Here is a 23,135-nt window from a genome sequence, read left to right as displayed (position 1 = left end):
GTCTAGAGTTTTAATTTTAAAATTTGATATAATCTTCAGGATTTAAAGGCCTGCCATTGTGCCACAATTCAAAATGTAAATGCGGACCAGAAGTAAACTCTCCTGAATTTCCCAGTAAAGCAATAGCTTCGCCGGCTTTAACACGTTCACCTGCCTTTTTCAACAACTCTGAATTGTGTTTATAAACCGATAATAAATCATTTGCATGTTGTATTTGAATAACATATCCAGTATTTAAAGTCCACTCCGAAAAAATAACTGTTCCCTCCAGAATGGAGGAAATTCTCTCGTTTACACCACCGACAATATCAGTCCCATAATGCTCCGACTTACTATCGAAATGATTTGACACCATTCCTTTTATAGGAGCAAAAAAATGTATGTTCGACAAACCTTTTGACTTAGGCGCATCTTCTAATGTTAAATTATATTTTTCATCCTCTTCATGCTCTTTTCTGAACAAGGAGTCGGATGCTGATTTTGTAAATGCCAGATTTTTATATTTTGGATCAACAATGGTATCATTGGCATTTTGAGAAACATTATCAAAATCATTACCTGAAACTACATTTCTTATTCCCTGAAAAAACTGATCTCTTTTATTAAGCTCTATAATTAAAGAGTCGACTAAAACAGAATTTTGCTCTATATTCCTTCTCATTTCTCCATCGGGATAACCCGGAATATATTCTTTTAATGGAGTAAATGAAATTAGCAAAGTCACCAAAGCTATTAACAGAATAGAAAATATACCCGTAACTGTAAACACATTTAAACGAGACAAACGAATAGATAAAACCTCATCGAAAGTTGCTTCGTTGGAAATGGTTAAGCGGTATTTATTCTTTAATTTTTCTAATAAGGGCGTTTTTTCTTTTAATTGACTCATAGTGAAAGAATCTAAAAATATTTACGCAAAGGTAACAGAAATAGCTTAATTAAGGAGGCTTTTAAATAGGGGAATAAAAAAAGGCTTTGGAATAAACCAAAGCCTTTATCGATAGTAGCGGGGACCGGACTCGAACCGATGACCTTTGGGTTATGAGCCCAACGAGCTACCAACTGCTCCACCCCGCAATATATTTTTATAATGATATGTCTTAACAAATTGCCACCTGACAATAAATAAACCCTACTAAATAAAGTTTAATTCTTAGTAGCGGGGACCGGACTCGAACCGATGACCTTTGGGTTATGAGCCCAACGAGCTACCAACTGCTCCACCCCGCAATATATCTTTATAATAAAATGTCTTAACAAATTGCCCTTTGGCAAAATAATAAACTCTAATAAATTAAAGCTTAATTCTTAGTAGCGGGGACCGGACTCGAACCGATGACCTTTGGGTTATGAGCCCAACGAGCTACCAACTGCTCCACCCCGCAATATATCTTAAGACTTATATCTTTCTTTTTGCGGTTGCAAAGGTAAAAGCCTTTTATTCGAAAACAAAACTTTCGCCATAAATTTTTAATAAAATACTTGCCACTTACTTGGTGTAGATATTCTAATATTTGAAAATCAACACCCTACCTGTTTTTATTTTTTTCTAAATACTTTGCACAACTTCTTTTACATCTAAAAATGCAGCCTCTAATTTTGTCATTCCTTCAAATAGAAACTCATAATATTTTTCCCATTCCTCTTTATTAAAAACCGATGCCTCTTTCAAATGAAAATAAATAAGACTAACATCCTTAAAACCTTTGATATGATAATCTTGTTCCCAAATTAAATTATCTCCACAGGTTTCCATTATTACAGGCTTATATTTCTCAAAGCTTTTAAAAACTAAATTACGTTTAGATTCGAATTTACTATCAATTTGAAGCATAACAAAAGCACCATTTTCACCCAAATCGAACTTTAATTGAGCTTCTTTTATCTGCGTTCCTTTTAACACCCAGGAAGTCATTTTTCGACCTCTTTTTTTTGAATATCTTTTAAACCCATCCCAAAATTGAATTCGAATTTCTCTTTTTTCTTCTTTTGTATACATCTTTTATTTATTTGGAAACAAAAATAAGTGTTCTTAGTCATGTATTTTCATTCCTCCGTAATTTTATGCTATAATGAGATAAAAATAATTCTATCTTTAACTACTCTAAATAAAAACAGGCTAATTAATGAATCTTAATTTTGTTTATCTATTTCTTACATGTTTTATGTGTTTACCCATTGTAAACAGTCAAACCCATGCTCAGAATTTAAACGCAAAACAAGATACATTAACTGTTTCTTCTTATGTTGAGGGACCTCACATCAGACAAATATCAAACAGTAGGGCTACTATTTTTTATATAAAACATGATAGTTTAAACAATACAACCCAAAAAATCTCAAAATCGTTTCGATACAAAAACGACACCTTAGTTTTTAAAGGGTTTGTAGAAGAAGATACTTTAACTTACATAATCCCTAAAAAAATAAGGCCGCAAACAGGTATTAATAATCCTGCAAATAAAATTATTGTACTGGGCGATATACATGGTCAATTTAAATCTCTTATCGAAATATTAAGAAACAACGATGTTATTGACAAAAACAATCGCTGGATTTATGGAGATGGAAACCTTGTTTTTACAGGAGATGTTTTTGATAGAGGCGATCAGGTAACAGAATGTTTATGGCTTATTTTTCAGTTAGAAATTCAGGCAAAAAAAGCTGGTGGCAATGTTCATTATATAATAGGAAATCATGAAATGATGGCACTTTTGTTTGATGACAGATATGTAGCTGACAAATACAAACATGCAGCAAATTATTTGCATTCTCATTATTCTAATTTCTTTAACAGACACTCGGTACTTGGCAATTGGTTAAGATCAAAAAACACATTAATTCGTATAGGCGATCAATTATTTGTTCATGCTGGTATTTCACCCCAATTTTTAGAAAAAAAATTAAAAATTGACATGGTTAATATGAAAATGAGATATCATTTAAACAATTATACCCAACTTAAAGATACCAGTTTAGTCGATTTATTTTTATATTCATATAGTCCGATATGGTATAGGGGATATTTATCGAGAACCCCAAGTTACGACCGTATTTCCTTAGCCGATGTAATAAAAACTCTGGAGTTTTACGATTCTATTGTTATTATTTTTGGCCACACTCCTGTTGCTAGAGTTTACCCATTTTATTCGTTTAAACTTATTGCAATGGATGTACCCATAGGTGATCCGAATTATATCGATCAGGCCTTATTAATTGAGAATCAAAAATATTATCGGATATTTGCACATAAAGAAAAGGAACGATTACGTTAAAACTGAAAAAAAGAATGGAACTACTTACTAATCTGATAAATACCTCCGAAATATCAACAACAATTATGAATGCTAATAATATACTTGAGTTGGTGCTACGGTTTGGATTAAACCTACTTGTAACCGTATTTGTGATTAATTACGTTTATTTTAAAGCCACAGGTAAAAAAACTTATGTGTTTACATATATCATGATAAGCACTACTGTTTTCTTCCTTTGCTTTCTTTTGGGTAGCATTGATTTACAGTTAGGATTTGCTCTTGGACTTTTTGCAATTTTTGGTATTATTCGCTACCGGACCGATACCATTCCAATTCGTGAAATGACTTATTTATTTTTAGTAATTACTATTTCGGTAATTAATGCACTTGCTCGCAACGACGTAAGTCTGGGTGAAGTTTTACTTACCAACTCAGCATTTATGATTACAACCTGGATTATGGAAAGAGTTTGGATGAAGCGACACTTGGCCAGAAGAACTATTATTTATGATAGAATGGATCTTATTCATCCCGACAAGCACCGTTTACTTGTTGAAGATGTTAAAGCACGAACCGGAATGGAGGTAAATCGTTTTAAAATTGGGCAAATAGATTTAGCAAAAAACAATATCCGACTAACAATATTTTACAAAGAAAATCCTGATATTAAAATACTTACCGATGCAGAATTGAGCGATAAAGGTATAGAATAGTTTTCTTCTTATATTAATATGTAATTGACCTTATAATGATAATAAAAACCATAATTTTCTCTTTTACATTCATTTTACTCTCTGCTTTTAGTGCATTCCCTTGCGAGAAAGTCTACAGCGAAAATGATACTATTTTTCGTATTCCTAATTTATTCGAATCGGATACTTTAATTGAACTTTCCATAACTACAGATCTTAAAACCTTAATAAAAGATACTGGAAATAAAAGTAAATATCACAAAGCACGATTATCATATCATCTGGGCGATTCAATTGTTTCTATGTCTGTATGTATGAAAACACGAGGAAATTTTCGAAAAGACAGATCAATCTGTCCTTTTCCACCCATGAAAATTAAATTTAATAAATCTCAGGCTAGTTACTCTCTTTTTCATGATCAGAAAAAGCTAAAAATAGTAACCCATTGTCAAAATCGAAACCGCCGGTACGAACAAATGCTAATTCAGGAATATCTAATTTATAAAGCATACAATCTATTTACCCCAGAAAGTTTTAATGTACGTTTGGCTAAAATCACATACAAAGACAGTAAAAATCAAATGGCTTCACTCTCAAAATATGCTTTTTTTATTGAAGATTTTGAAAAAATGGCTGAACGTAATGGTAAAATTGCCCGTTACGATAAAAAAATTCACCAAAACCACACTCTTATAGGAAAAGTAACTAAGCTTGCAATTTTTCAATATATGGTTGGAAATACCGATTGGGGTGTTCCTACTCTTCACAATATAAAACTAATTGCAAAAACGCCTAATTCGCGACCCGTTCCGGTACCCTACGATTTCGATTGGGCAAGCCTTGTTAATGCTCCCTATGCTATTCCCAATAAAAAATTAAATATCAAATCGATTCACGATAGGTTGTACCGCGGTTACAAAAGAACTGCAAAAGATTTTGAATATATTTTTCGCGAATTTCGTATGAAAAAGGAGTCTCTTTACAATCTATATATCGAGTGCGAATATTTAAGTGACAAGGAGAAAGAAAGAGTCCTGAATTACTTCGATAAATTCTATGAAATTATTGATAATCCTAAGAAAATTAAAGCTGAGTTTATCGACCAATCGAGAACAATAAAATACAAGAAATAAAATAAATTAAAGCGTCATATTTCACAAAATAATTTGTCCCTCTACCTTTCAAATCTGTTATATTTGCCTAAATTTTTTATGTTATGAGTAATTTAGCACCATATTTACAAAAAGGTAGAATCGAAGCTGGATGTGACGAAGCAGGAAGAGGATGTTTAGCAGGTCCGGTATTTGCAGCAGCAGTAATTCTTCCGAATAATTTCTCCAACGATATACTAAACGATTCAAAAAAACTATCGGAGAAAAAAAGATATTTACTTCGTGAAACAATTGAAAAAGAAGCAATAGCATGGGCCGTTGGAATAGTTGATCATAAGGAAATTGATCAAATTAATATTTTAAATGCATCGTTTTTAGCAATGCACCGAGCTATTGATCAGCTAAAAATAAAACCAGAACATCTGCTTATCGATGGCAATAGATTTAATGCTTACAACGGAATTGATCATTCGTGCATAATAAAAGGAGATGGAAAATTCTTATCCATTGCTGCGGCATCTGTTTTAGCCAAAACCTATCGTGATGATTTTATGCTTTCCATCCACAAAAAATATCCCAAGTTCGATTGGAATAACAACAAAGGGTATCCAACAAAAAAACATCGACTGGCTATTCGCGAACACGGAATCACACCCTATCATCGCAAGAGTTTTGGTCTACTTCCCGATCAAATGGAGTTAAAGTTTTAACAAAATCATCATTAACAGTTAATTATAAATACATTTTAAACGAGAAAATTATGGTGTTTATCTAAAATTTATAATAGAACAAAAAGAATATTGACTGATAATTAAATCATTACAATAATATAAACATTTATACATCTGCAATTCAAAAAGAATAATATTAACTTTGCTTTTCAACAGAATACTTACAAATAATAAATACGCTCCAAACTTAAGAATTGATAAGCATGGAGAACTTATTAAAAATTAAACTACACAAATGAGAAAATTAGCATCATTAGTATTGGGATTAAGCCTTTTGCTTAGCTTTTCGAATGTAAAAGCTGACGAAGGAATGTGGCTTTTATCTCTATTAAAGAAAAATGCTGCAGAAATGCAGGAAATGGGGTTAAAATTATCCCCTGAAGATATTTACGATATCAACAATTCTAGTTTAAAAGACGCAATTGTTGGATTAGGTAGTGAAGGAAGACCATTCCGTCACTTTTGTACCGGAGAAATTATCTCTGATCAGGGATTATTTCTAACAAATCACCACTGTGGTTTTAATTCAATTCAATCTCACTCTACCACCGAGCACGATTATCTTTCTGATGGTTTTTGGGCTTACGATAAAAAAGAAGAACTAACCAATCCGGGTATTACTGCTTCAATTTTGGTTAGCATGAAAGATGTTAGCAAGAAAGTTTTGGCTAATGTTAAAGATAACATGACAGAAGAAGAACGCTACAAAGCGATTGAAGAAGCTGCAGTTAAACTTGAAGAAGAAGCTGTTGAAGGAACTCACTACAAAGCAAATATTAAAAGTATGTTCGAAGGAAATCAATACTTCCTTTTCGTTTATGAAATTTTTAAAGATGTACGTTTAGTTGGTGCTCCTCCTCAATCGATGGGAAAATTCGGTGGCGATACTGACAACTGGATGTGGCCTCGTCATACTGCCGATTTTTCGATGTTTAGAATCTATACCGCTCCTGATGGAAAACCAGCTGCTTATTCTGCAGAAAATATTCCTTTAAAGCCTAAACATCACCTACCAATTTCTATTAAAGGTGTTCAGGAAAAAGATTTTGCTATGATTATGGGGTTTCCAGGAACAACCAATCGTTACCTTACATCTTTTGGACTTGAAGAGACCATGAAAATAACCAACCAAAATCGTTACGACATTCGTACTTTAAAGTTGGATATCATGAAAAAAGATATGCTTAAAGATCCTAAGGTTCGTATTCAATATGCATCGAAACATGCAGGTAGTGCGAATTACTGGAAATATTCAAACGAACAAAACAAAGCCCTAAGAAAGCTTAATACAATGGCCAACAAAAAGAAAATTGAAAAAGATTTTCTTGAATGGGCAAATGCAAAACCAAAACGTGCAGCTAAATATGGCGAAGCTTTAAATATGATTGAAAAAGCTTTTGCAGATAGAAAAGATGCAAAATTTGCAAGTTCATACCTTGGAGAAGCACTTGGGCAAGGTGCCGAAGCTCCTATGTTTGCAGGCAGAGCTAATGGTTTAAAGAAATTATTATCTGCCGAAAAACAAGATCCGGAAGCAATTGAAAAAGCAATTGAAAAATTAAAAGCTTCAGCAAAGCGATTCTATAAGGATTATAATATGCCAACCGATAAAAAATTGATGGCTGGTTTATTTAAAATGTATGCCGATAATATTGCTTTGGAAGAGCGTCCAACTATTTTTAAAACAATTGCTGAAGAGTATGAAAACGACTTTGCTAAATTTGCTGATAAAGTTTATTCCACCTCTGTATTTGCCAGTGAAGATAGTTTTAACAAATTTATTGAAGCTCCTGAATTATCGGTATTAGAAAACGATCTATTATTTAAAGCGGGTCTTTCTATTGGAAAAGCTTATGGTGCTATTTATAGCAAAATGAGTGCAGGTAACGAAAACTTACAAAAAGGAATGCGTTTATTCGAAGATGGTTTATTACAAATAAACAAAAAGAAAAACCTTGCTCCTGATGCAAACTCAACCCTTCGCTTAACCTATGGTACTGTAGGTGGATATCAACCAAAAGATGGTGTTTACTACTACCACTATACAACTCTTAAAGGAGTAATGGAGAAAGAAGATCCAACCAATCCTGAATTTGTTGTTCCTGCAAAATTAAAGGAATTGTACAAGAAAAAAGATTTTGGCAGATATGCCGATAAAAATGGATACTTACCTGCATGTTTCTTAACCAATAGCGATATTACAGGAGGTAACTCTGGTTCTCCTGTTATTAATGGTAATGGTGAGTTAATTGGTACAGCATTCGACGGTAATTCTGAAGCAATGTCGGGTGATATCGATTTTGAAGAAAATCTTCAAAGATGTATCAATCTTGATGTTCGTTACACTCTTTTCATTATCGATAAGTTTGCAGGTGCTCAAAACCTAATTGACGAAATGACAATTGTGAAGTAATTAAAACTCACAAAATAATATCAAAGGATGTTCGAATTTTTCGGACATCCTTTTTCTATATCACTAAATGAAGTAATGGAAAATAAATTTTCTTACTTTTGATTTGAAAACAGCAAATTAAAAAGATGTCAGCAAAAATTACAATGTTTACCGATGGTGCGGCAAGTGGAAATCCTGGTCCGGGAGGTTATGGAGTTGTTTTAATATCGGGCAAGCACCGTAAAGATTTAAATCAGGGTTACAAATTAACCACCAACAACAGAATGGAGTTGCTGGCTGTAATTGTTGGCTTAGAAACATTAAAAAATCCAGGCTGCGATGTTACCATCTATTCCGATTCGAAATATGTTATAGACTCGGTAGAAAAAAAATGGGTTTTTGCTTGGGTAAAAAAAAGATTTAAAGGAAAAAAAAATGCTGACTTATGGATGCGTTTTCTTGAAATATATAAGAAACACAATGTAAAATTTGTATGGGTTAAAGGTCATGCTAATATTCCCGGTAACGAACGTGCCGACGAATTGGCTGTAATGGCATCGAAAGCTCCTAATCTTCCTGATGATGTAGGATATAATCCTGAATAAAAACTCTTTTACTCACCCTCATTCACGCCAAAGAAATTCTCAAGATCTTTTTTAGTTTCTCCGCTAGAAATTACGATCAGGTAATCGCCCTTTTCAATCATTGTGCCTTTTGATGGATTCTTCATTAACTTGCCAGCCTTCACCATCCCAATTAAAATTGCGTTGTGATCCAACTTCAATTTCATGAAAGCATCCATATACTCCTCACCAGAAAAATCGCAACCTTCTGTAATAATATATTGCTGAATATCTGAATCATCGTCATCAACACTTGTAGAAATTAAATCTTCGGTATAAGAAGCAACATAAGGCTCAAACAAATAAGATGCTACCAATTTTGAAGCCACTTCGCTTTGTGCAATTACATGAACAATGCCCGCATTTACAAAAGTTTCTCTCAAACTTGGGTTAACACAAGTAACTACAACATTCACATTAGGATATCTTTTCTTTAAATTGATTACAAAAACCAAAGTTCCCGAATCATCATCTAAGTTCACAAATATTCGTTTTGCCTTCTCAACATTCACTTTATTTAAAGCTTCAACATTTGAGTAATCAGCAAAAAGACTAAATGTACTTTTTGAAGGATACAAATCAGCAATTAAATCCAAATCTGCTTTATTGTTGGTTACAAAAGCTACTTTTTGCCCTGCTTGAATAATTTGGCTGGCTACTTTTTGTCCAAATTCATTATAACCAATAATGATATAATGATTCTCAAAATCACTTCCCCAGAAACCACTTTTTTTCTTTTCCATATACTGATTAAATCTAACTGTTACTTCACCAATTACAAATCCTAAAATTCCCAAACTCCCAATAATTACAATTAGGCCAATAATTTTACCAGCAATTGTTACCGGATAAAAATCACCATAACCCACAGTAGTTAAAGTCACAATAGCGTACCAAAAAGCATCACCTATGCTTTTAATATTGGCATCGGGAGATTGCCCTTCAAAATACTTGATTCCTAATATTGCCAGGATGTAAACCAGAAAAGCAATAAAAAATAGTAACTTTTTTTTCATATGTTTATTACTTTATATTTTTATCATATAGCCTGTCCGGAATTTCTCGAGAGAACTTACCATACAATCATCTCCCTATTTGCAGAAAGCTTTATACATGAATGTTTCATATAATCTACTTATTCAGGAACACAAATTTCAACCCCCTCACAATTCCACTTCACACTCAAGTCACTTGCAAGCACAAGACCTTCAAAATTTTCTGCTTTTTTCATATTGCAACTACTCAATTCTATATACGACCACCCTTTATCAGGAAAAGTATGGATTGCAAGATGCGATTCGGCCAACAACCAAAAAGCCGTATATCCTTGAACAGGAAAATGATAATTGGTAAAATTTAAAATATCAAAACCTACTCGTTCCAAATAATGATGAAAGAGAGCTTTTAAAACTTCAGGTTCAGTTTCTGTAACCCAAAATCGAAGGCTGTGAATTTTTGCTGCTAATATTTTTACTTTCGTCTCCATTCGACGTTAATTTATATGGTAATACTAGATACAATTACCTAGTAAAGATCCCAATTCCCTTTTAAATAATATTTATACAAAACGGGTTCGTGAATTCGATTAATATGCACAGTATCCTTTTCCCAAGGATAAATATCTTTTCCAAAAGAGGTAATCAAAGTCATTGCTTCGTTATTGATCCAACGAGTTGGCACATCAAATTTCAAGCTCTGCAATTGCTTCTTCACATTTATATTCACGGTTTGCTTTACTCCTAAACACCAGCCCCATTCGCCCAAGGTTATTACCTGATTGTGCATTGGCACTGTGTCGAAACCTGCACTTTTCATCGTCTCCAAAATGCAAGTGAATGCCTGCGTTGCAAAATAAGGACTACCAGACTGAGTAACAATCACACCACCCGGACGCATATGTTTGTAGCACAATTTATAAAATTCGTGTGAATACAAACGCCCCAATTCAATGTTACGAGGATCGGGTAAATCGATAATAATCACATCGTAATAATCATCAACAGAAGTCAAATATTTGTACCCATCATCATTCAGCACCTTAACTTTTTTATTCGTTAAGGAATTTTGATTTAGATGCGTAAGAATAGGATGCGTCATGCCCAAATGAGTCATTGCTGGATCTAAATCTACCAAAGTAATTTTTTCAACTTTTGAGTATTTTAAAATCTCCCGAACAGCACAACCATCACCACCACCTAAAACCAAAACATTCACCGGATTTGGATGTAAAGTCATGGCTGGATGCACCAAAGGTTCATGATACATTAACTCATCACGCGTACATAATTGCTCATTCCCATTCAAATACAACCAGTAATCACCTCTCCATTCAGTCATTACAATTCGCTGATACTTGGTCTGTTCCGTGTAAATAACCTTATCAGAATATTTTAACTGCTCGCCATATTTAATAATTGGGTCGGTAACAAAAACTCCTGTAGTTAGTGAAACGAATACAAAAGCACCGATACCAACCAATAATTTTCTTTCCAGAGATTTTAATAAATCCCAAAGAAAAATAAGCACCACAATTGAAACCAAGAAATTTACAAAACCAAGAATAAAAGGCGTGTAAATCAAACCAAAAAAAGGCAATCCTACAAAAGCAAAAAATATACCACCCAATAAACTTCCGTAGTAATCATTCTCTAAAATATTAGAGATATTAAATCTTAGCTTCTCGTAATCGTCGTTAATTCGAATCACCAACGGAATTTCCATTCCAATCAATAAGCCTATACATATTGCCAATCCATAAATAAGAATTCCTATGGACTGAGTGTAAGCCGAGGCCGTATAAACTAATAAAGCAGCAAAGGAAACGATAAACGATAATGTAAACTCTAAAATCAAAAATCGTTTTAATAATCCGCTCTCAAAATTTTTGGTTATTCTGCTTCCCAAGCCCATTGAGAACAACATGAGTGAAATAATCATCACCCAATGGAAAACAGAATTGCCCAAAAAGTACTGCGCTAGTGTGGACAAAATATACTCTGCAACTACACCCGAGAATCCAGTCGCAAAAATTGCGGCTTTTAATAATGTTGATTTATTCTTAAACACCTTTAGAGAATTATGAATTAAGAACTATGAATCATGAATTAGAAGGTACAAAACGATATCATCCAACTCACTATCTTTAATTCTTAATTCAACATTTATAATTCATAATTTTACAAGCACCATGTGATTAATACCGATCCACCAATATAAGCGAATGCTTCAACTAAGGCAGCTCCAACATTCGGCTTTTCCTGATTGATGATTTCATCGGTTAAGCGTTCTCCTGGAAGCAATATTTTATCGGTAATTAATCTCATCACTGGCAATAAAACAATCCCTACCAAAAGTTCAAAACCTGCTTCGGTAAAAGTTGGTAACCAGCCATCAAAATCGCCTACTAATCCAAAACGAATTAAATTCGCAATGGCAATAATAGCTCCTGCGAAACCAATTCCAACAGCTACATTGTCTTTTTCGATGTGCTCGTGTAAGCTGTATGGAGTAATCCAATTGTAAATACGAGTAGTTAGAATTAAAGCAATCTGACCAAAAGCCCAAAATACAACAGCGGTAAGAATACCAAAATATAAATCTCCACTTTCTCCTGATACAGCACCAAAAATGATTAAACCAGAAGCAACCGAAACGGCTCCTTCAACCACTCCTGTTCCTGCATTTTGATCTTCAATAATCTCTTTACGAATTGAAAATTTTCTAAGAATTAAATAATCCGATAAGAAGATAGAGATATTTAAAAGAACTATAGCCAACAAGCCGTAAATACTAATATCGATTACATCATTTAATAAACCATTTGAGGGGCCAACGATCGCGCTTCCTATTGAAAACAACAATCCGATGTAATAGCCAACATGAGCAATGGCAAAGGCAAAATTATCTTTCTTCACCAACTCTTCTTTTACTTTAAAAGAAGGATGAAGCAATTGATAAACAAATTTTCCAATTAGGAAAATGGCAAATGCTACAGCGATATAAACCACTGCATCATAAACGATAAACGAAATTTCTGATAATGACATCATAATATTTTAATCTATGAATTAACAATGGTTTATTTTCCTGATCCGCCACTACGTGAGCGAGTTGAACTTGATCTGTATCTTGATGAACTTCTTGAAGTTTTAGTCGAAGATCTTCTTGCACTACTTGCTGATCGACTCACTCTGCTTCGAACTTTACTTTTAAATGAAGATGGTTTACTCCCCCATTTACTAGTTCGTCCGGAATTTGAAGAAGTGTAAGACTTCGTTCCATAAACAGGACTGCTTCCACTTGGTCCATAATATCCTCTAGAACTTCCGTAATACCCACCGCCACGATAATCATTCCAATAAGAACGTCGATACGATCCCATATTGAACATCGATGACATGAATGCATACTGTCCGTAAAATGCCCAAAAAGAAGAGCCACCGCGATTTTCCCAACGACCGTATTTCTCATTTCCAATATAGTGATTGTATCCTGCAGGCACTGCTTGCTTAGTTACAACACCATCTTTCTTGGAAACTATTTCCATTCCCATATTGTTCAAATTCTGAGAAAAGAAAGTCGCACTTACATTTTTCCAGGCTGATTTTTTTTCCACAACGGTATCTGGACGTTGAATAATCACCTGATATTGGTGACGATAATCATCAGAACTTTCATTTGCATCCATATCAAATAAGATAATGGAAAAGTTCTTTTCATCATTCAACTCCTTAATCAGATTATCAACGGGAGATTTTTGCCATGTTTTAGCAACAGAAGAGGAGGAAGAATCTGATCGCCCACAAGTCTTTGCTATAAAAAACACCACAATAATCCCAATGATTACTTTAGTTAAAGTGTTCATAAATATTAAATTTGGTTATAAGTGTAATGTCTGAATTGTATAAATTAGTCAAATCAATAATGTGCAAGTTACTCCTTATTTATAACTCTTACTAGTTCAACTTATTTGGGTAAAATATTCGAAATCTCAAATTCCTTAACAACTTTGCCTGCTGAAGCTTCAAATTCTTTCTCGTCCCATTGTTCTATGGTTACCAAATATTCACCAGATTCATCTTCAAAATCCCATGCAATAAATTCAACCCAATCCTCACCACGCGCCTTATCGTTAAAATAACCTGGAGATTCTTTCTCGAAGAAATACTTTCTATCCTTGTATACTAAACTTGCTGGAGCCTTCTGATGATTTAGTAAATCAGCATGTACAGTCTCACCCAATTCACGAACTTTAATTTTATCGCAAACCGATAAACTAATTTCATCGTCATCTTCAACCGAAAGAAAAAGAGTTTTGCGACCATTGTTAATTTTGTATTCTTTAGAGAAATAATTATCGCCCCAATCGTACTCATAACTTGCTTGCACTTCCCAGCTTTCCAAATCATATTCAAAAACAAAACCAACATCCAGGTCGGTAACCCGGATATTGGTGCTGTCGTATTTCGGTTGTTTCCGTTTAAAAAAATCGGTAATTCCCATTTTTAATTTCGTTCAAATTTGTAACCCCGATTAGTAGTGAAATAAGAATTCATTTCACTACGTTCATGATTCCTTTTTAACTATCTATCGGCATTATTTCGTTTTAATTTTGCAACTATAGTCGAATAAAACAGCTATTCTTTATTTTTCATTTTTGCTTTCAATTCTTCCAATGCATTGGATGCTTTTACATTAGAATCACTTAATGTAGAATCAATCTCATCATCTAAACTACGATTTTCAAAAGCAATATCGCCATAAGCTTCGGCCATAGCCTCTTGCTGAGCCACTTTATCTTTCATTTTTTCTAACATCCCAACTGTTCCCGAACTATCAATTCCTGAAAGCTGCTTGTTAATTTTCTGTGTTGCTGAACTTACACGAGCACGAGCTTTTAAAGTTCTCAATTCATTCTCGTAACGCGTAATGGTCGATTTAAGTTTTTTAACATTAGCATCAAGCTGACTAATATTCGTATCAAATTTAGATACTTCCTCCTGAGCCCGAACAACATTGGAATTTGCTTCCTCTTTACGGCTAAGAGCTTCGGTTGCCAAACGTTCGGCTTCGGCCATTTCTAAATCGCCCTTTTCTGCTTTTTGCAATAACAAAATTGCTTTTTGCTCGTAGTTTTTAGCTACTGATTTTTGCTCATTTAATTCTCTCTTACTACGAATTGCCAAAGCTTTAACTTCCGCAAGTGCCTGTAAGCTTTTGTCTAAATCTTTTTTAAGATCTCTGATTCCCTGCTCGGTCATCTTAATCGGATCTTCTAATTTATCTATAGCGGAATGAGCTTCTGCTTTTCCCACATTAAAAAGTCTACTAAAAATTCCCATTTATATTTCTGTTTATATAGGTTACAATTTTGAAAATGAAATAATCTCCTCAGAATATTCGCTCAACAACATTTCCAAAGAATTTAATGTTGCTTCCAATTCATTCTGATCTAAGTTCTCTAACTGAAGAGTATCTCGGAAAATAACTTTCTTCCCTGATTCATCCAGCGTGAATGCTCCATGAATAATTTCACGATTTTTTATCAACAATGATTTATAGATATCAGGTTTTACATCAGACAATTCAAAAAGTAAACCTTCAATAACTAATATAGGATCCTCACAGTCTACAACCAGATTTGCAATTCCACCTTCAGGATTTTCGACTATAAAAAGTTCTTCTGTTTTATCCTCCTGAACAATATTGTATTCTAAATTCAATAGGTAATCTTTTACCCTGTTAAAATATGTACTCATTTTTTTATGTTTTAAAATTGAATCAATTAAAATTAGAACAATTTATCGGCTTAGAGAAATATTTATCTGTTATGGCCATTAAAACAAATCCATATTCTCCTTATTTATTTTCTTTGAGTTTGAAATTACTAAATCTGAATCATTTAAGCCATATTTAATCGGGAGAATATTTAAAAAAGTCGACAAATGGGAGTTTTTACATGTTTTTATCTCTTTCGAAGAACACTTTTATAATCTTTTTCTTATCAGCTCTATCTATAAGCCGATAGATAATGAAAAACACACTCTAATCAACTATATAAATGAAACTTAACACTCATTTTACTGCAAATACGAAGGGATCTTTAAATTTACGGCAAATGTACTTTTTATTTAATGCAGATATTTATATATTTAGGTTAATCTAAAAATTAACTAATTAAATATTAATGCTTACCGACTTGCTTAGCTGTTAAAATCAAGGCAAACAATAAACACAGAATACGCAGGTCTTTTCCAAGCCTAACAAAAAAACATACAGAATGAAGATTCACGAATATCAAGCAAAAGAAATTTTACGCTCGTTTGGTGTTCCTGTTCCGGAAAGCAAAATTGCATTCTCGGTTAAGGAAGCTGAAGAAGCCGCTACGGAAATTGGCCTGCCAGTAGTTGTAAAAGCGCAAATTCATGCAGGTGGTCGCGGTAAAGGCGGAGGTGTTAAATTTGCACCTACATCTCAGGATGTCTCCAAGTATGCCAACGACATTTTAGGAATGACTCTGGTAACACATCAAACCGGACCTGAGGGGAAACTGGTAAAGAAAGTATTAATCGAAGCTGCCTCAAATATTGATAGAGAGCTCTACGCAGGTATTGTTTTCGACCGGGCAACTTCCATGGTAACTTTTATGGTATCAACCGAAGGAGGAATGGAAATTGAAAAAGTTGCAGAAGAAACTCCTGAAAAAATTCTAAAAGTTGCAATTGATCCTGCTGTTGGATTACAGCCATTCCAGGCCAGACAAATGGCATTTGCCCTAAACTTAAGTGGAAATGCCTTCAAAAATGGTGTTAAATTCTTAATGTCTCTTTATAAGGCTTATATGGGAACTGATGCTTCTATTTTTGAAATTAATCCTTTGGTGGTAACTAAAGAAGGAGATGTTTTAGCTCTGGATGCCAAAGCGAATTTCGACGATAATGCAATGTATCGCCATAAGGACATTACTGCTTTGCGCGATTTAGATGAAGAAGAGCCTTTAGAAATAGAAGCTGGCAGATCGGGACTAAACTATATTAAACTAGAAGGAAATATTGGTTGTATGGTAAATGGTGCCGGCCTAGCAATGGGAACCATGGATATTATTAAACTTGAAGGTGGAGAGCCGGCTAACTTTCTTGATGTAGGAGGAGGAGCTTCGGCCGAAACCGTTGAAAAAGGCTTTCGAATTATTTTATCGGATAAGAATGTAAAAGCAGTTTTAATAAATATTTTCGGGGGAATTGTACGTTGCGATCGTGTTGCAAAAGGAGTCATCGAAGCAATTAACAATATCGATACTAAGGTGCCTATTGTAGTGCGTTTACAAGGAACCAATGCCGAAGAAGGAAAAAAACTTCTGGAAGATTCGGGCATGAATATTATTGCAGCAACCGAATTGAGAGATGCTGCCAAAAAAGTTGTATCCACCTTAAAAACAATAAAATCGTAATGAGTGTACTAGTTGATAAAAATACAAAACTGGTGGTTCAGGGAATCACTGGTTCCGAAGGGGCTTTTCATACCCAGCAAATGATCGATTACGGAACAAATGTTGTTGCCGGTGTTACTCCAGGTAAGGGCGGACAACTTTTTATGGATAAAATTCCGATTCACAATACCATGAGAGGTGCCGTTGCAAAAACAGGAGCCAATGCCTCTGTAATTTTTGTTCCACCTCCATTTGCTGCCGATGCCATTATGGAAGCTGCCGAAGCAGGTGTTGAACTGGTAATCTGTATTACCGAAGGTATTCCTACTTTAGACATGCTTCAGGTTCATGAATTTTTAAAGAAATATCCAGATACTACCTTGGTTGGTCCAAACTGTCCGGGAGTTATTACTCCTGGGGAAGCTAAAATTGGTATCATGCCAGGGTTTATTCACAAACCCGGTAATATAGGTATTGTTTCCCGTTCTGGCACATTAACCTACGAGGCAGTGCATCAACTTGGCGAAGCTGGATTTGGACAATCAACAGCCATTGGAATTGGTGGCGACCCTATTATTGGCACCAAGCACATTGATGCCGTTAAACTTTTAAATGATGATCCTAAAACCGAAGCCATTGTTTTAATTGGTGAAATTGGCGGTTCGGATGAAGAAACTGCAGCTGAATATATTGCAAAAAATGTAGATAAACCTGTTGTTGCCTTTATTGCCGGACAAACAGCCCCTCCGGGTAAACGTATGGGCCATGCCGGAGCAATTATTGCAGGTGGTAAAGGTACTGCCGAAGAAAAAATGAAGGCTTTATCTGCTGCAGGAATTCACGTAGTAAGTTCTCCTGCCGATATCGGTAAAAAAATGAAAGAAGTTTTAGGATAATAAGCAACTATAATTAATAGAAAGAGCCGTACATCAGATGTACGGCTCTCTTTTTGTATCAATTTTATTTACAATTCTAAAATTTTCACTTCGGTTCTACGATTCGCCTGGTGTTCTGCCTTACTACATTTTACACCATTAGCACAACGATTAATCAATTTAGTTTCACCATAACCTTTGGCAACAATTCTATCGGGAGAAATCCCCCTTGAAACGATAAAAGCAGCTGCAGATTTTGCTCTTCGTTCGGATAATTCCAAATTGTAAGAATCACTACCTCTAGAATCAGTATGAGAGCTTAACTCAATTTTCAAACCTGGATTAGACTCCATAATTAAAACTAGCTTTTCTAACTCAATGGCAGCATCTTCACGAATATTAGCTTTATCAAGATCGTATAAAATATTTTTCAGAATAAAAGTTTTTCCAACCTGTAAGCGATCGAATTTTTTACAAATATAGATGTTGTTACCAGATAGCTTTAAGGTACTTATTTGTTCATATTTCGACATCAGTCCTTTTTTTCTAAATTCCAGATTGTATTCTGTTTCGCGCTTCAAGTGACAAGTAAATTTCCCCAAAGTATCGCTTAATACATCAAACTCTTCTTTGGTTTGCTGATCTTGAACTGTAATAGTCATCTGCGCAATAGGTTTTTCATCTTCTTTAAAGATAGTCAATCCATTTAAATGTAAAATATTATCGGGAACCTGATAAACCAGAACATTCGTTTCTGTTTCATCCTGAAAATCGGAAGCTGACATAACAACACTTCCTTCTGCAAATCGTTCTTTTTCCGATCTAAGTTGATAACTTTTAACTTCAGGGATCAAGAATCTAAATTTACCATCTTCTCCTGTAGAAAATTTATCAATAAGATCGCCATTTTCATTTAAAAGAGACACTCGGGTATTTCCAAGTATTTCGTTTGTTTCTGAGTTAAAAACCTGACCTTTAAGTAATCTTGATACAATTGAAAAGTGGTAAATATCATCGAAACTTTCCCCTTTCAAACGATTAGAAGTAAAATAGCCCTGATCATTTTTCAAGATCAAACCGAAATCATCTTTAGAAGTATTGATAGGATAACCTAAATTAATAGGCGCCGAATTCTTATCCTTTAAATCAATAGAAAACAAATCTAATCCTCCAAGACCAGCATGTCCGTTAGATGCAAAAAACAATTGATTCCCTTCTGATATAAAAGGAAACATTTCATTCTCTGCTGTATTTATTTTGTCACCCATATTAACTGGAATACTCCAAGAAGAACCTTTTTTATGGGACACATAAATATCTGTTCCTCCATATCCACCCGGACGGTCAGAAATAAAATACAGGTCTTTTCCATCTTTTGAAAGACTTGGATGACCGGTAGAGAAGCCTTCCATATTAAAATTGAATAATTCCGGAGCAGACCAATCATTACCTTTCTTTTTTGAATAGTAGAGCTTAATATTTATAATACCATCCTCATTGGCTTTCGTTTTTTTACTTTTAGAAAGGTAGTTACGAGTGAGAAACATTTCATCGCCTTTGACATTAAAACAAACGGGACCATCGTGATAATTTGTACCTAATTTTTTTGAAAACAAAGCTGCATTTTCAACATCCCCATTATCTTTAATTGTAGCTCGATACATTCTAAGATAATTTTGATTATTCCATGTATAATTTCTTTTAATGACAGACTGTTTTTCTCTTGCTGATGAAAAAACAAGTTCATTTTTATAAAAACTAACTCCAAAATCAGATGCTTCAGAATTAACTGCTATGGGTTCAACTTTATATCGCAGAGAATCTTTCATTAAATCTGAGATATAATCGAGTTCTATTTTATTTCCTCTATCTATCGATCCACTTTCAAGATACTTATCCATCCAAATTTTAGCTTGAGCATACTTTTTATTACTCTGCAAAGCCTTCGCATAATAAAAAAGATCATCATTTTCAGCAACTGAATATCCTACAACACGACTATACCATAATTCCGATTTCTCTGAATTGTTTGTTAGTCGATAGGATGTTGCCAGCTGTTTAGCTACTTCTTGATTTAAAGTATCCTTCTTCCAGATAATTTCGTACAAATCAATGGCTTCTTCATAAGAAAACGAATCAAAATACTTATTTGCTCTTTCTATCATTTGTGCATTCACCGAAAAGCTCACTAATAAAACCCCGATGAATAGAATGTTACATGTTATTTTTCTCATAATTTTAATTCATTAGGATTAGAAATACCTTGGAGTCATTATTTTCTTCTTGTTGAACTGGAAATCGAAAGCAATCATAATTTCATGCGTTCCATTGTTGTATTTTCTCAGTTCCGATTCTGTAAGATCAAAAGCATAACCAACTCTCAATTGTTCTGTTAGCTGATAATGAAGCAAAAAACTCATGGAGTCTTTTATTCGGTATGCAGCACCCAGCCATAACATATCATTCAAAATAAAATTAGCCGATAAATCGACCGAAACCGGAGCATTCCAAACTACTTTTGCTAATACTGATGGCTTAAACTTTAGGTTCTCGTTAATATCAAATAAAGCTCCTGTTGTCACGAAATAGTGACGTTCCTTGTACCCATAACTTGTTGTATTAAAACCATCGTTATCGTAATTATTTTTTAACAAGCGAGGAACTGAGAGTCCCATATAAAAACGATCGGTATAATAGTATAATCCTAAACCAAAATTCAGAATAAAATCTTCTGAAAAATCATCGGCAAAAGTCTGATCGTTTTGTTGATTCAAATTCAGATTCATCAAATTAATTTGAATCATATCAAAACCTCCTTTAATTCCAAAGGCTAATTTGGCCCTATCACTTACCTTAAGATGATAAGCAAAATCGGCATATAAACTATTCTGTTTTACAGGCCCTAGCTCATCATTAATAAAAGCAATTCCAGCACCAATATCATATTTTGTAATGGGTGCACTCATGGTTAAAGTTCTTGATTTTGGTGCTCCATCGAAACCCACCCACTGTTCACGGGCCAGAAACATTGCACTTAGCATATCGGTGCTTCCGGCATAAGCCGGATTCACCGTTAATGGATTGTGCATATATTGTGTGTACATTGGATCCTGTTGAGCTTTTACACTATCGTCAAAAGGAAATATTAACAGCAATAATATTGCACATTTTAGAATTTGTATACTTGTTTTCTTCATGTTCTTTTAATTAGTAGTTTATGTAAATGAATCCTTTCAAGGCTTTTGATCCGTTTCCAAGATCAATCACATAATAATAGGTTCCTTCAGGAATAATTTCAGATCCAACAGTTAAACTGTTATCGGCTCTTCCATCCCAATCGTTTTGATATCCTTTTTTAGAGTAAATTTTAGCTCCCCAACGATTAAAAATCATTAATTCGCTATTTGGGAAATCTTTAATTCCCTTAATCACAAAGAAATCATTAACACCATCGCCATTAGGAGAAAAACCTTCTGGAATAGATACATATTCGGCACAATCATCATAAGCATCGAGGTAATCTACTATTCCATCGCCATCACAATCGTCATCACCTTCCTCTTCATCTGAATAGCCATCATTATCACTATCTAAATCCAGATAATCAGGAATTGAATCACCATCAGTATCAACTGGAAGATCCAAACATGAATCTACAATTTGGGATTCAACCCAATCAGATATACCATCGTTATCACTATCTGTATCCATAAAATTTGGCATACCATCTGAATCCTGATCTACCCAAAGTCCTTCAATTGCATCTGGAATTCGATCAGAATCACTGTCTAAAGGATCAATTGTGATCATCACTTCAGCCGTATCACACAAGCCATAAGGATCACAAATACTATAAACGAAGGAGTCTGTATTACAGTAATAACCCAAATCAGCTTTATAAGTTATTGAACCATCACTCTCCACTTTTACAGTTCCGTGTAAAGGTCCTTCAATAATACTCACAGTTAAATCATCTCCATCAGGATCTTCATCATTAATAAGAACTCTAATCGTAGTTTCTGTATTATCTAAAGTCTCAATATAATCATCAACAGCTACCGGCGGATCATTAACTGGTGTTACAATAACACTTACAGTTGCCTGATCGCAATGATCGTGATTATCGCAAATATTATAACTAAACAAATCCAGTCCGTTAAATCCTTCATTTGGTGTATAAGTAATAATTCCTGTTTCCGGATCAATAGTTACACTACCATTTTTAGGTTGATTCACGATTTCGAGTGTTGATAAATCGATATTACCATCTACATCCCAATCATTTGCCAAAACGTCAATATCAATAGCTACATCCTCAGGCGTAATCTCTTCATCATCGTTAGCAACTGGTAAATCGTACTGCTCATTCACTATAATTGTTACTGCTGCAGTAGTACAATTCCCTTTCAGATCGCAAACCTGGTACAGAATCTCATCAGTCCCATGATAATTAGGATCTGGAATATAATACAACTGACCAGTTACAGGATCTACTGTAACAACACCATTTGCTGGATCTGTAATAATAGTAACAGACGTTGGATCTAAATCATTATCCTGATCACTATCATTTGCCAAAATATCCATGAAAATAGCCACATCTTCTGGAGTAACATAAGTATCATCCAAAGCAATCGGAGCATCATCAATAGGACTAACAATAATATTTACAGTAGCAATATCACAGAATCCACCGTCATCACAAACCTGATATTTATAGGTATCGACCCCATTGAAACCAGCTTCAGGAGTATATGTAATGGTTCCATCGGCATTCACTACAACTGTACCGTTTGAAGGCGAACTGTAAATACTCAAACTAGTTGGATCAATAGTACCTTCAATATCGGTATCGTTAAGCAATACCTGAGTTGTTACTGGCGTATCCTCCTCTGTTGTGTCTGTATCATCCACAGCATTCATGTGGTCATTGACTTCTACAACCTCAACATAAACTACGGCTGTTGTACAAGCGCCATCATCATCACAAATCTGATAGGTAAACTCATCGTCTCCATGATAATC

General features: G+C 34.3%; 21 protein-coding genes and 3 tRNA genes. 8 read left to right on the top strand and 16 right to left on the bottom strand.

What is annotated here, in order from left to right; all coding sequences use genetic code 11:
* Positions 1-16 precede the first annotated feature (16 nt).
* From ACT3CE_RS17455 to ACT3CE_RS17435, 5 genes are all read right to left on the bottom strand, one after another.
* Positions 17-889 (bottom strand): M23 family metallopeptidase, encoded by an 873-nt coding sequence (locus ACT3CE_RS17455; RefSeq protein WP_444711053.1) that lies wholly within the window; start codon positions 887-889, stop codon positions 17-19.
* Between the two features lie 115 nt (positions 890-1,004).
* Positions 1,005-1,077: transfer RNA gene (locus ACT3CE_RS17450), tRNA-Met, on the bottom strand.
* 80 nt (positions 1,078-1,157) lie between these two features.
* Positions 1,158-1,230, bottom strand: a tRNA-Met gene (locus tag ACT3CE_RS17445).
* Between the two features lie 82 nt (positions 1,231-1,312).
* Positions 1,313-1,385: transfer RNA gene (locus ACT3CE_RS17440), tRNA-Met, on the bottom strand.
* A 164-nt stretch (positions 1,386-1,549) separates the two neighbouring features.
* Entirely contained in the window at positions 1,550-1,999 is a 450-nt protein-coding gene (locus ACT3CE_RS17435) for a DUF4268 domain-containing protein (protein ID WP_444711052.1), read from the bottom strand.
* Between the two features lie 127 nt (positions 2,000-2,126).
* On the opposite strand from ACT3CE_RS17435, the gene ACT3CE_RS17430 reads away from it, so the two are divergent.
* The 6 genes from ACT3CE_RS17430 (at position 2,127) to rnhA (ending at position 8,789) form a co-directional block, all read left to right on the top strand.
* The gene (locus ACT3CE_RS17430; RefSeq protein WP_444711051.1) at positions 2,127-3,275 is read left to right on the top strand and encodes a metallophosphoesterase; all 1,149 of its coding nucleotides are present in this window, start codon (positions 2,127-2,129) and stop codon (positions 3,273-3,275) included.
* 14 nt (positions 3,276-3,289) lie between these two features.
* Positions 3,290-3,970 carry a DUF4956 domain-containing protein gene (locus ACT3CE_RS17425; protein WP_444711050.1) on the top strand — a complete coding sequence of 227 codons (681 nt, stop codon included), beginning with the start codon at positions 3,290-3,292 and terminating at the stop codon, positions 3,968-3,970.
* 35 nt (positions 3,971-4,005) lie between these two features.
* Positions 4,006-5,082, top strand: a complete 1,077-nt coding sequence (locus tag ACT3CE_RS17420; protein ID WP_444711049.1) for a hypothetical protein — start codon at positions 4,006-4,008, stop codon at positions 5,080-5,082.
* Between the two features lie 83 nt (positions 5,083-5,165).
* Entirely contained in the window at positions 5,166-5,771 is a 606-nt protein-coding gene (locus ACT3CE_RS17415) for a ribonuclease HII (protein WP_444711048.1), read from the top strand.
* 256 nt (positions 5,772-6,027) lie between these two features.
* Positions 6,028-8,205 (top strand): S46 family peptidase, encoded by a 2,178-nt coding sequence (locus ACT3CE_RS17410; RefSeq protein WP_444711047.1) that lies wholly within the window; start codon positions 6,028-6,030, stop codon positions 8,203-8,205.
* A 125-nt stretch (positions 8,206-8,330) separates the two neighbouring features.
* Complete coding sequence (gene rnhA, locus ACT3CE_RS17405; RefSeq protein ID WP_444711046.1) at positions 8,331-8,789, top strand: ribonuclease HI; 459 nt, start codon at positions 8,331-8,333, stop codon at positions 8,787-8,789.
* Positions 8,790-8,797: 8 nt separating this feature from the next.
* Here the strand turns inward: rnhA and ACT3CE_RS17400 are convergent, their stop codons facing one another.
* The 8 genes from ACT3CE_RS17400 to ACT3CE_RS17365 all read right to left on the bottom strand — a co-directional run bounded on the left by ACT3CE_RS17400 (position 8,798) and on the right by ACT3CE_RS17365 (position 15,565).
* Positions 8,798-9,823, bottom strand: coding sequence for a potassium channel family protein (locus tag ACT3CE_RS17400; RefSeq protein ID WP_444711045.1), 1,026 nt, complete (start codon positions 9,821-9,823; stop codon positions 8,798-8,800).
* A 119-nt stretch (positions 9,824-9,942) separates the two neighbouring features.
* Positions 9,943-10,293 (bottom strand): S-adenosylmethionine decarboxylase, encoded by a 351-nt coding sequence (locus tag ACT3CE_RS17395; RefSeq protein ID WP_444711044.1) that lies wholly within the window; start codon positions 10,291-10,293, stop codon positions 9,943-9,945.
* A gap of 38 nt (positions 10,294-10,331) precedes the next feature.
* Complete coding sequence (locus ACT3CE_RS17390; protein WP_444711043.1) at positions 10,332-11,873, bottom strand: polyamine aminopropyltransferase; 1,542 nt, start codon at positions 11,871-11,873, stop codon at positions 10,332-10,334.
* Between the two features lie 110 nt (positions 11,874-11,983).
* The gene (locus tag ACT3CE_RS17385) at positions 11,984-12,853 is read right to left on the bottom strand and encodes a DUF350 domain-containing protein (RefSeq protein ID WP_444711042.1); all 870 of its coding nucleotides are present in this window, start codon (positions 12,851-12,853) and stop codon (positions 11,984-11,986) included.
* Between the two features lie 32 nt (positions 12,854-12,885).
* Positions 12,886-13,671, bottom strand: a complete 786-nt coding sequence (locus ACT3CE_RS17380; protein ID WP_444711041.1) for a hypothetical protein — start codon at positions 13,669-13,671, stop codon at positions 12,886-12,888.
* Positions 13,672-13,772: 101 nt separating this feature from the next.
* A complete protein-coding gene (locus ACT3CE_RS17375) occupies positions 13,773-14,309 on the bottom strand; it encodes a DUF4178 domain-containing protein (RefSeq protein WP_444711040.1) in 537 nt (178 codons plus the stop codon).
* Between the two features lie 134 nt (positions 14,310-14,443).
* Positions 14,444-15,148 carry a PspA/IM30 family protein gene (locus tag ACT3CE_RS17370; RefSeq protein ID WP_444711039.1) on the bottom strand — a complete coding sequence of 235 codons (705 nt, stop codon included), beginning with the start codon at positions 15,146-15,148 and terminating at the stop codon, positions 14,444-14,446.
* A 21-nt stretch (positions 15,149-15,169) separates the two neighbouring features.
* On the bottom strand, positions 15,170-15,565 hold the full coding sequence (locus ACT3CE_RS17365; protein WP_444711038.1) for a YbjN domain-containing protein: 396 nt from the start codon (positions 15,563-15,565) through the stop codon (positions 15,170-15,172).
* A 521-nt stretch (positions 15,566-16,086) separates the two neighbouring features.
* Between ACT3CE_RS17365 and sucC the strand changes: the two genes are divergently transcribed.
* The gene (gene sucC, locus ACT3CE_RS17360) at positions 16,087-17,256 is read left to right on the top strand and encodes an ADP-forming succinate--CoA ligase subunit beta (protein ID WP_444711037.1); all 1,170 of its coding nucleotides are present in this window, start codon (positions 16,087-16,089) and stop codon (positions 17,254-17,256) included.
* Entirely contained in the window at positions 17,256-18,131 is an 876-nt protein-coding gene (gene sucD / locus ACT3CE_RS17355; protein WP_444711036.1) for a succinate--CoA ligase subunit alpha, read from the top strand. Before sucC ends, sucD begins: the two co-directional genes overlap by 1 nt.
* A gap of 68 nt (positions 18,132-18,199) precedes the next feature.
* On the opposite strand, the gene ACT3CE_RS17350 is transcribed toward sucD, so the two are convergent.
* The 3 genes from ACT3CE_RS17350 to ACT3CE_RS17340 all read right to left on the bottom strand — a co-directional run.
* The gene (locus tag ACT3CE_RS17350) at positions 18,200-20,344 is read right to left on the bottom strand and encodes an OmpA family protein (protein ID WP_444711035.1); all 2,145 of its coding nucleotides are present in this window, start codon (positions 20,342-20,344) and stop codon (positions 18,200-18,202) included.
* 18 nt (positions 20,345-20,362) lie between these two features.
* Positions 20,363-21,307, bottom strand: coding sequence for a PorP/SprF family type IX secretion system membrane protein (locus ACT3CE_RS17345; protein WP_444711034.1), 945 nt, complete (start codon positions 21,305-21,307; stop codon positions 20,363-20,365).
* A gap of 10 nt (positions 21,308-21,317) precedes the next feature.
* The coding region (locus tag ACT3CE_RS17340) for an Ig-like domain-containing protein (RefSeq protein ID WP_444711033.1) at positions 21,318-23,135 on the bottom strand (1,818 nt) is incomplete at its 5' end.

The sequence above is a fragment of the Marinifilum sp. RC60d5 genome (genome assembly GCF_052400665.1).
Lineage (GTDB): Bacteria > Bacteroidota > Bacteroidia > Bacteroidales > Marinifilaceae > JBQTGK01.
Note: the sequence above shows the minus strand (reverse complement) of the source record. Positions and strands in the feature narration are given on the sequence as shown.